At 56.4% G+C, this 10,704-nt stretch carries 6 protein-coding genes and 1 pseudogene; 1 reads left to right on the plus strand and 6 read right to left on the minus strand.

Going from position 1 to position 10,704, the window contains the following annotated elements; genetic code table 11:
* Nucleotides 1–40: 40 nt before the first annotated feature.
* From RSQ48_RS00720 to RSQ48_RS00745, 6 genes and pseudogenes are all read right to left on the minus strand, one after another.
* Nucleotides 41–1,480, minus strand: coding sequence for a basic amino acid/polyamine antiporter (locus tag RSQ48_RS00720; RefSeq protein ID WP_003800528.1), 1,440 nt, complete (start codon nt 1,478–1,480; stop codon nt 41–43).
* Nucleotides 1,481–1,611: 131 nt separating this feature from the next.
* A complete protein-coding gene (locus tag RSQ48_RS00725; protein ID WP_415302044.1) occupies nt 1,612–3,987 on the minus strand; it encodes an Orn/Lys/Arg decarboxylase N-terminal domain-containing protein in 2,376 nt (791 codons plus the stop codon).
* A gap of 78 nt (nt 3,988–4,065) precedes the next feature.
* Complete coding sequence (locus RSQ48_RS00730) at nt 4,066–5,520, minus strand: basic amino acid/polyamine antiporter (RefSeq protein ID WP_415302045.1); 1,455 nt, start codon at nt 5,518–5,520, stop codon at nt 4,066–4,068.
* Between the two features lie 545 nt (nt 5,521–6,065).
* Nucleotides 6,066–6,413 (minus strand): annotated as a pseudogene (locus tag RSQ48_RS00735) (IS30 family transposase); the annotation flags it as partial.
* Between the two features lie 306 nt (nt 6,414–6,719).
* A complete protein-coding gene (gene leuA, locus RSQ48_RS00740; protein WP_059318445.1) occupies nt 6,720–8,414 on the minus strand; it encodes a 2-isopropylmalate synthase in 1,695 nt (564 codons plus the stop codon).
* A gap of 330 nt (nt 8,415–8,744) precedes the next feature.
* Entirely contained in the window at nt 8,745–9,299 is a 555-nt protein-coding gene (locus tag RSQ48_RS00745; protein ID WP_003800519.1) for a hypothetical protein, read from the minus strand.
* Nucleotides 9,300–9,315: 16 nt separating this feature from the next.
* Here RSQ48_RS00745 and rpoN point away from each other — a divergent pair, with 16 nt between their 5' ends.
* Nucleotides 9,316–10,701, plus strand: a complete 1,386-nt coding sequence (gene rpoN / locus RSQ48_RS00750) for an RNA polymerase factor sigma-54 (protein ID WP_240209186.1) — start codon at nt 9,316–9,318, stop codon at nt 10,699–10,701.
* Nucleotides 10,702–10,704: the final 3 nt, after the last annotated feature.

Here is a 10,704-nt window from a genome sequence, read left to right on the forward strand (position 1 = left end):
ACCGAGCCTTGCTCAAGTTAGGCGTGCTTGGCAACCGAGGTTAGAGGGTGATCTTGCCTACGTACAACAACCACAGCACCACGACATCGGCGATCAGCAAGATGGCGACATACAGTTTTTCCAGCCTCTCAAAGATTGGCTTACCGTCGTTCTTTTCCTTACGTGACCAAATGAATACGGGCAGACCGCAAGTCAGAAGGATCGGAACGAGTGCCAGGTAGTTCAGTGAGCTGGCGTAGAAGATGAAAAGGCAGAAAAGTACGCCCATCACGCCGCTGACGAGCGCAAGCGTCATGCCTGTTGAAGAATACTTCTTGTATTCGTGAGTCAGGCACAGCTTGGTTATGTAAAGCGTGGTTGTGATATAGGCAGGCACCACCATGAGGGCGCTGATGTTGTACATCGTGTTCCAGGCATTGTTGGAGAAATACACCAACAGCATGGCCGCCTGCATGATGCCGCTGCTTACCCAAAGCGAGATGCTGGCTGCGTCGTTCTTGTTGGTCCGGGAAAACGCCTTGGGAAATGCACCGTTTTGCCCAGCTGCCATGGGAATTTCAGCGCACAGCATGGTCCATGCTAGCCATCCAGCCAGAACTGAAATGATCAACCCCACATTCATCAACCAACTGCCCCATTGCGCGCCCACGACGTGTTCCAGCACGCCGGAGGTAGACGGGTTGGCCACTTGAGCGAGCTCTGGCTGCGTCATGGCGCCAAAGGGCAAGACCGATAACAAGATATAAATAATCAGGGCAATCAAGAAGCCCAGCAGGGTGGCCTTCCCCACGTCGCTTCTTTTGCGGGCGCGGCCAGAGAGCACCACGGCACCTTCTACGCCAATAAATGCCCACAGGGTAACGGTCATGGGTGCCATGATCTGTGCTGTCAGCGAAACCGGGGTGCCCTTGTCTCCGGGACCGCTGAGCACTTGAGGCGAGGAGCCCCAGATATTGCTGAGCAACTGGGAGTAGTCGATCAAGAAGCCCAAAAGGAACACGAACAGCACCAGGGGCACGAGCTTGGCAATGGTGCCTAGAGTGTTGATGAAGCCGGCCACTTTGGTGCCGGAGAGAACGAGATAGTTGTAGCCCCATATCAAGATGGAGCCGCAAATAATCGAGTTGAGGTTATTGCCGTTTGTGAATACGCCGGGAAATATCTGGTCGAACGCATCCATGAGAATGACGGCAAAGGCTACGTTGCCAAAGCACGTCATCAACCAATAGCCCCATGCCACGTTAAAGCCAATGAAAGAGCCGAAACCCTCCTGGGCATACATGTAGACCCCGGCCTGCAGGTCTGGACGCAAATCGGACAGCATGCGAAAAGCGTTGGCAATGAAGTAAACGCCAATGCCGGCGATGATCCAGGCAATGACAACAGGCCCCACTGCCGATGTGGCCGCCGTGTTCTGCGGCAAGCTGTAAACGCCGCCGCCCAACATTGAGCCCACCACAATCGCGATAAGGGCCAGCATGCCAAGCTTTGCTCCAGCGGGGCCTGCGCTCGGCGTAGCGTCGGCACTTGCACTTACTTGAGATTTATCAGTCATGTCTTTTCTCGCACCTTAGAAGAAAATGTCGCCCAAACATCGGACGGCCACCTTATTTATTGCCTTCCCTTCTTGATTGAAGAAACGCGGGGCGCCTTGAAGTTAATGTGCTTAGGTGTGGGATGAGGCTGTCTGTCTTCCTCGACGATGGCTCGGACCCAATAATCTCCGTTCTGATCGATGCTGACGCCCTGAATTTCATGCTCGAATCCGGGGAAGCGCTTGTCGAATTCCTGCAGCGCTTCGAGGTAGCCGGTAATGCCGGTGTCGTCGGCCGGCAGGCGCTCGCCCGGCATCAGAACAGGAATGCCCGGGGGGTAAGGCACCAGCATGCTGGCGGAGATCCGATTGGCAAAATCAGCCACTTTGACGCGTTCAGTTTGATAGCGCACCACCTTTTGGTAGGCCTCAGCGGGTGTGAGCACAGGTTCGGGTATGGAACTCACAGCATCGCTGCTGTGCTTCATCAGGTTCAGCTCTTGCATGGTGTCGTGCATCTGCTGGCACAACGCTTTGAGTGTCATCGACGCATACTTGGGTGACATGCGGGCCAGAGATGGGATGGCGTCTGTTGCCTTGGCACCCTTGTCGTAGAGCTTCTTGAACTCCAGCAGGCTCTCGATCAGTGTGCCCCATTTGCCCTTGGTGGTGCCCACCGAGAACAGAATGAGGAGGGTGTAATCGCCAGTTCGGGCAACTTCGATGCGGCGATCATCGAGGAACTTGCTGACGATACTGCCCGGGATGCCGTGGGTCAGGTGCTGACCGTCGGGCGTGATGCCGGGGCAAGTGATGCTTACCTTCACCGGGTCGAGCATGCAGTCCGCTTCGCCGATGTCTTGTGCAGCAAAGCCGTGCCAGTTGTCGCCGGCATTGAGACGCCACAGTTCAGGCGTCTGGCTCAGCAGCTTGATCGGTGCCTTATGAAAGGCGTGAACCTCGCCGCTGGCAGGATCTTTGACTTCAGTGGGCTGTAGCACATCAAAGAACCACGATGACTCACCGTCTTCTTCGGCGAGCTCTTGCTTGACGTTAACAACCGCTTGGCGGAAAGCGATGGCTTCTTCGATGGATTCCTGCACCAGTGAATAACCGCCCCTGCCCTGCATCATCGCCACGGCCACGTCGATGGAGGCAATGATGGGATAGAACGGCGACGTCGTGCCGTGCATCATGAACGAATCGTTGAAGTCGTCAAAGTCCAGCGGGGCACGCTCGCTGGGTTTGACGTGAATCATCGAGGCCATGGAAAGCGCCGGCAGCATCTTGTGCGTGGAATGCACCGCGAACAACGTGGGGCGGTTGGGCATGTCGTCGTCTACATCCATGGCAAACCGACCGCGATAGAGCGGATGGAACTTGGCGTAGGCGTACCAAGCCTCATCGAAGTGAATGCGTGGCACGCTTTCGCTAAGCTGGCCCACTACCTGATGGACGTTGTAGATGAAGCCGTCATACGTGCAATTGGTGACTACCGCATAGCTGGGGTCCGGACTGACCGCGCCGGCGGTCAAGGCACTCGACTGGATGAGCTGGCGGATGCTGTTTTTTTGTAAACGCTGTGCCGGGATGGGGCCGATCAAACCGTAGCCGTTACGGCTGGGCGTCAGGTAAACCGGCCGAGCTTGCGAGAGCGTAAGTCCATGATTGAGGGACTTGTGGCAGTTGCGGTCTACCACGGCAATCTCGTTGGCACCAATAGCGCCTTGCGCCACCACGCGGTTGGAGCCCGACGAGCCGGCCACGCCGTAGAAAGTCCATTTGGCACCAAACAGCTCGGCGGCGATTTCTTCGGATTGCTTGGGTGGCCCAGAGTGGATCAGGTAGTCACCCATTTCGGCTGTGGCGACCCCAATGTCCGCCCGCATCATGTTTTCACCGAAGAAATTGATGAACTCGACGCCGACCGGATGCTTGGTATAAGCCATGCCGCCCATGTGCCCCGGGCAATCCCAGTAGTAATCGCCGTCCTCAGTGAAGTTCTTCAGAGTAGCAAAATAAGGAGGGAGCAGCTTCTGAGCGTAGCGATGAACCGCCGTGTACACTCGGTTCGCCGTGAATTCGGCGGTTTCAGAGTACAGATAAACGTACTCGTTAATTTCTCTCAGTATGGAAACAGGAATGCCGTTGACGGTTTCCTCTTCCGAAAGCAAAAAAATGGGAACCGTGTCGTTGCGTTCGCGTATCTGCTGGATAAGTTGCTGGCTCTCGCTAACGATGGCGGGATTGCGGGTATCCCACAAAAGAGCGATGAAGCTGTAATGCGGGCTCTGCTGAATGTAGGTAAGGCCGGCCTTGGGGTTAGCGGCAAGCTGGACGTTAAAGCCTCTTTTGATGACCGCCGTCTCTAAGGCCTTGAGGGCCTGGGCGGCGGGTAGACCCGGGGTCAAACTATCGGAAACCACCACTAGCGCATTGTGAGTAAATTTCATTTCAAAGCTCTACGGTTAGGTTGGCCGGTGCGTCCGGCATTTGATACTGACGCTTGAACGTCAGTACGAGAAAACCTTTTACAGCTTGATATGCCCCATTAAATAGAGCGCAATGACCAAGATATCGATAGTTAGTAGAAGCATTAGCGCAACGCGTTCGCCCTTACCCAGCGCAACCTGAGAGGGATGATCCTGGTTACGTGCCCAAAAGAACAAAGGAAGGCCTAACGTGAGCAGCAGCGGGGTCATCGCGACATACCGAATATCGCTTGCGTACAGCATGAACAGGCAAAAGCCAGCCCCCACCAAGCTGCTGAACAGCGCCAGCCCACGTCCCGCAGGCTGGCGTCGGCTGAATTCGCCGTTCATGCAGGTCTTGATCAGATAGGCGGCCGAAGCGAAATAGGCGGGCAGCACGCAGATGGCTGAGATGGCCAATAGCGTGAGCCAGGCATGGTGTGAGAAATACACCATCACCATTACGGATTGCATAATCCCGCTACTGACCCACAGGGCGATGGATGCGGAGCCCTTGTTATTCTCAGTGGCAAACACTTTGGGGAAGGTGCCGTTGCGGGCTGCCACCTGTGGAATCTCGGCGCAGATCATGGTCCATGCCAGCCAACTGACGAGAATTGAAATAAGAACCCCGATGTTGATCAGCCACTCTCCCCAAGCGCCGGTGAGATGATTCATGACGCCAGCGGTGGACGGGTTGGGGATCTGGCTCAGGGTTTGTTGCGATAAGGTGCCAAAGGGAAGCACCGACACGATCATGCAGATGATCAGGCCCAACACGAAGCCGACCAGCGTGGCGCGCCCCACGTCCTTTTTGTTCCGGGCCCGCGCCGATAATGCAACGGCGCCTTCAACGCCGATGAAGCACCACAGGGCCACATACATGGGTGAAAGCGTTTGCGACAGAATGGAGCCAAGCGGCTTGGCGCCTGGCACGGGATGGTGGCCCCAGATATCGGCGGTTAACTGGGCGTGGTTGAGAAAGTAGCTCACTACCCCGACAAAAATTACCAGCGGAATGAGCTTCACAAAGGTACCGATGGTATTAATCATCCCCGCCGTTTTGGTGCCGGACAGCACCAGGGTATGAAAGCCCCAGATCAGGATGGAAGCGCCAACGATAGAGGTGATGTTGTTGCCACCGGTGAAGTCGCCCGGGATAAAGTAATTAAGCGTATCCATCACCATTACAGCAAACGCCACGTTGCTGAATATGGTCATGAGCCAGTAGCCCCATGCCACGACGAAGGCACTGAGAGGACCGAAACCCTCTCTGGCATACATGTAAACACCAGACTCGAGATCTGGCCGAAGATCAGAAAGCGCAACAAACGTCTTGGCGATAAAAAACATACCAAAACCGCTAACGAGCCAGGCAATGACCACCGGTCCGAGAGCTGAAGTTTCCGCCATGTTTTGCGGCAGGCTGTCTACACCGCTTCCTATCATTGAACTGACAACGATGGCAATCAGTGCCACAAGGCTGAGTTTCTGGTCGGTAGACTTAGTGCTCATACGCTCTCATTGGTTATTTCGGCGCAGTTGCCGCTCTTGATGGGGTGCCAATGGATGGAGGAAACGGACCATACAATCGATGTATCTCAGTTCGTATGGCTTAGACCGACTGGAGCAAAGATACCAGAGTAATTCACTTACCGTTGAATGGATATCTTCAATCTTAAAATAATTTAGTACGACGTATGGATGATACAAATGGTGCACGATCCGACTGTGCACGATAAGGTTTAACGTCAATGGTGTGGAGGGCAGCAGTGGCGTTAACAGGATTGAGTGGACAAGGGTGTGATCAGACTGGACTGCCCCGATAATCCCAGGCATGTCAGGCTTACGATTTGAGCATGAGGGGTAGTCCATGAGTACTCAGTGTTTTTCCCCCTTGAATTCAAGAAGGAGGCCCTTCGACAAATCGTTGCCTGGGGGTATTCAGTGGCAGAGGTTGTTGCCCGGATCGGCGTGTCGGCCCATCGCCTTGCTAGGTTGTAGTCGTGATAAGGCCGTGAGGCCCGATAATTCGGAGAAACACGCTACCGAACTTGTCGAGGCCAAGCGCGGTCTTCTGCCTCTGCGGGTCGGCATGCGATCCTCACATTCTCGCAGCTATACGCCCACGCCTTAGACTGCGCTCTGGCTCTTGGCATGCGTGCTGCCCACCCAGTGGGCAGGCAATCCACCATCGCGCTTGAGGGCACCTTGTCCCTGAATCTAGAAGGTTTGATAGATAGTTTCGTGAGAGATGCGCACCGATTTATCCTCCTGAAAATCGGTCGGAAATCGGTCGGAAATCGGTTGGCAATCTGTGCGGGCGACCAGCCCTTTACCCATTTGTGGTCCCCGCGATGTGGTTTATTCCATCCATTAAGCGGCGGCTGCCGAGAGTGTTCGATCTCACACTGAAGCACCTATGCGATACCTAACCGGAAAAGCAGCGGCGCACACGGTGGTCGAAATCAGGCCTAACCTGCCCCGTCCTACTTTTCATGTCGCGGCATGCTCCCGCAAAAGGCTTGATAGCAGACATTTTTTAGGAGCGAATGGAGATGGCCTCTTGAGTCGCCCACGAAAAACCCGCCTTGTGGGCGGGTTGCGGGCAGAGCGACGATAAGCCGGGCTGCGAAAGCGGGTCAGACGCGGCCGGGATAGACCGGGCGGGCGCTGGAGCGGGATCACCCCTCCAGCGACGACATGAAGACGATTTAGGCCGTCGTGGCTTCAGCTTCCTGCTGGGCGCTGGTGTGGCGGTTGACGGCGCTCAGGATTGCCAGGAAAGACGAGGTCACGATATCGGCGTGGATACCGACCCCGAAACCCGAGGGGCTGTCGCCGATACGCATTTCCACGTAAGTGGCGGCGCGGGTCTCAGCGCCCGAGCCGATGGCGTGCTCGTTGTAGTCCATGATCTTGATCGCCAGGTCCAAGGCATTCACAAAGGCAGAGATCGCGCCTTCGCCCGAGCCTTTCAAGGTGCGTACCTGGCCGTCGTGCTCAACATCCACCTCAATGGTGAATTGCTGGCCACTATCGGCATGAGGCTGGCTGATGATGTTGTGCTTGAGCAGCTTGTAGTGTTTTTTGCAGTTCAGGTACTCAGACTCGAAAATGCCGTATACGTCGGCCGGTGTCACTTCCTTGCCGGTGGAGTCGGTCACGCGCTGAATGGCGCGGCTAAATTCGATTTGCATGCGACGTGGCAAGACCAGACCGTGTTCCTGTTCCAGCAGGTAGGACACCCCTCCCTTGCCAGACTGGCTGTTGACGCGGATCACCGCATCGTAGCTGCGGCCCAGATCGGCCGGGTCGATGGGCAGGTAAGGCACTTCCCAGAGCTCGTCGGATTTTTGCTGGGCCAGACCCTTTTTGATGGCGTCCTGGTGGGAGCCGGAGAACGCGGTAAAGACCAGATCACCCGCGTAAGGGTGACGTGGATGGACTGGCAACTGGTTGCAGTACTCGGCGGTGCGGCGCACTTCGTCGATATCGGAGAAGTCCAGCTCAGGGTCCACACCCTGGGTGTACAGGTTCAGGGCCAAGGTGACCAGGCAGACATTGCCGGTACGCTCACCGCTACCGAACAGGCAGCCTTCAATACGATCCGCGCCAGCCATTACGGCCAGCTCAGCTGCTGCCACGGCAGTGCCACGGTCATTGTGCGGGTGTACGCTCAAGGTGACGTTGTCGCGTTGTTCCAGATTGTTGTGCATCCATTCGATCTGGTCGGCGTACATATTGGGCGTGGTGGCCTCAATGGTAGCGGGCAGGTTCAAAATAACGCGCTCGTCCTTGGCCGGACCCCAGGTCTTGACGACGGCGTTGCACACATCCAGGGCAAATTCGGGTTCGGTGGTGCTGAATACTTCGGGCGAGTACTCGTAGCCCCATTGGGTTTGCGGGTACTTGGCCACTTCGCTTTTGACCAGACGCGTGCCGGTCAAGGCAATTTCCTTGATCTCGTCTTTACTCAGGTTAAAGACAATCTTGCGAAAGGCAGGAGCGCAGGCGTTGTACAGGTGGATGATGGCGCGCTTGGCTCCTGCAGCCGCCTCGACCGTGCGTTTGATCAGGTCTTCACGCGACTGCGTCAGCACAATGATGGTGACGTCGTCGGGAATGCGGTTCTCGTCAATCAGCTTGCGAACGAAATCGAAGTCGGTCTGCGACGCGGAAGGGAAACCGACCTCGATTTCCTTGAAACCGATTTTGACGAGCTGCTCGAAAAAGCGCAGTTTACGAGCCACATTCATGGGTTCGATCAAGGACTGATTGCCATCGCGCAGGTCAGTGCTCATCCAGATGGGCGCTTTGGTAATGCGCTTGGACGGCCAGGTGCGTTCAGCAAAGTCGCGATCAAAGGCGACAAAAGGACGATACTTTTGAGAGGGGTTTTTCAGCATTGCCATGGGGATACCTGTCGGACAAAAAGTGTGGATTACTTCTTGCCGTCACCAGCGATTGCAGCATTTACGTAGGCCGGTGGCGGCACAAATGACGTAGATGTGGCTGAGTATTGGCTGCCGAACTGCCACGGGACACTAGGCCCGGCAACCGGACGCTAGTAGTAGCAGGCAGGATAGGCTGGAGACAGGGGCCGAAAAGCGGCCTTCACGCACGGAACGCGACAAGGCTGCTTCAGCGGCGGGGCTGAAACCTTGGCATGCGTAGGAGGATGGGCGTGCGTAAGTCATGACCGTAAGTCAAACACAAAAAAAACAGGAAGGCAAGCGTTACGCCTGCGGTTCATGGCGTTCGTAGTCGGCTTGAAGCAGGCGACTTTGCTGCTGAGCCAGTTCTATTTTGCCAAAGCGACCGGCACGCAGTTCGCGATGGGCGCGTTGTAAATCACCCACAGTCAACGGGCTGCGTTGGTCGGGCCAGGTCCATAAAATGACTTCCCGAGCCGGGCGGCTGAGGGATCGGGCCAGTTGGGCCACCGTAGCCTCGTCAATAATGCGTTGCTGGTTGCGTCGCATGACCGCTTGTACGAAGCCATACAAAAGATAGGCAATAATGAGGGTTATGACGCCCACGACCGTCCACCAGAAAAACGGGTTGTATTGCTTGATCAGCGCCAGGTTCTGAATGCTCAGGGCCTGCAGGCCGGAGTAATCCAGACCACGCCCAAAGCTGATAAGACGGTTGAGCAGGTCCCACCAGATAATGGCGACCACGATAGTGACTACGGTGCAGATAATAGTGGCCGTGGCGCACAGTTTGAACAGTGTGTTGCGCAGAGCCTGACTATCGTTGGCGGTGGGTGTCTGGGCGTTGTCAGTTTTCATGGAAACGATTGTACCTATGCTTACGCGTCAGTCACTAGATTTACGCCAGCAGCAAACGCTGGTTTTGACGCCGCAATTGCAACAGTCTATTAAAGTGTTGCAGCTATCGGGTGCCGAGCTGGAGCAGGAATTGGCTCAGGCTTTGCTGGAGAATCCGTTGCTGGAGCGTTTGGACGTGCAGGCGGATGTCGCCGCCGATCCATTGCCGGAAGCCGTTTCGGGTGAGGCGGAATCCTCGTGGGCGAGCCTGGAGTTTCCAAAGCATCTGGGCGACAAGGAGGACCCGGACTGGACGCCGGAGTCGGCCATGGATCAGGACCTGGTGGCTTACCTGGTCGAGCAGTTGGGCTTGTTGCGTTTGAGCGACCGTGACCGGGCCTTGGCGCAAATCTTGATCGAAGAACTGGACGATAACGGCTACCTGCCGATGTCACTGGACGAGGTGCTGGCGTGCCTGCCTGCCGAGCTGGGCATTGATGACAGTGACTTGCGCTGCGCACTGGCCCAGGTGCAATCCCTGGACCCCGCCGGTGTCGGCGCTCGGGACCTGTCTGAATGTTTGAGCTTGCAACTGCTGCACCAGGCCAGACAGCTCGAACCCGCCTTGCTGGAGTGTGCCCTTTATCTGGTGCGCGAGCATGTCAGCGTCCTGGCCTCTCCCAGCCAGTTGCGACAGCGTTGCGCTGGCCGTTATTCGGCTGAACTGGTTGAGCGTGCCCATCATCTGGTCTTGAGGCTGGACCCCAAACCGGGCCGTGCCTGGACGCAGAATGTCTCGGCTTATGTCGTGCCCGATGTGTTGCTGGTTCGGGGCAAGGACCGCTGGCAAGCGGCCCTCAATCCCTTGGCTGTGCCACGGCTGCAATTGGTCAAGCTGCACGACTATGACATCGAGACACACCCAGCCTTGTTGGCGGAACGGCAAAAGGCCACTGGCCTGCTGCGCAGTGTGAACAGCCGCTTTGTGACGATATTGCGGGTGGCGCAAGCGATTGTGCAAATGCAGCAGGACTTCTTTACCCAGGGCATTGCCGCCTTAAAACCCATGCAATTGGCGGATCTGGCAGCAGAGTTGGATTTGCACGAGTCCACGATCTCACGTGCGACGCGGCAAAAGTACATGCAAACCCCGCATGGCGTGATGGAACTCAAGCAGTTCTTTACCGTGGGCTTGAGCAGTACGGACGGCAAAGCCGATATGTCGGCCGCCTCGGTACGAGCCCAGATTGTGCAGATGATTCGCGAAGAGTCGCCTGCCAAGCCTTTGTCGGACCAGCAGATTACCGATCTTTTGCAGGCCCAGGGCTTGACGTTGGCACGCCGCACGGTAGCCAAGTATCGGGAGGCGGAAGGGTTGGCCCCGGCTTCACAGCGCAAGATGCGGGCAGCTGCCGGGGTTTAGCTG

It is taken from the genome of Alcaligenes sp. SJTW-7 (genome assembly GCF_047716895.1).
GTDB lineage: Bacteria > Pseudomonadota > Gammaproteobacteria > Burkholderiales > Burkholderiaceae_B > Alcaligenes > Alcaligenes ammonioxydans.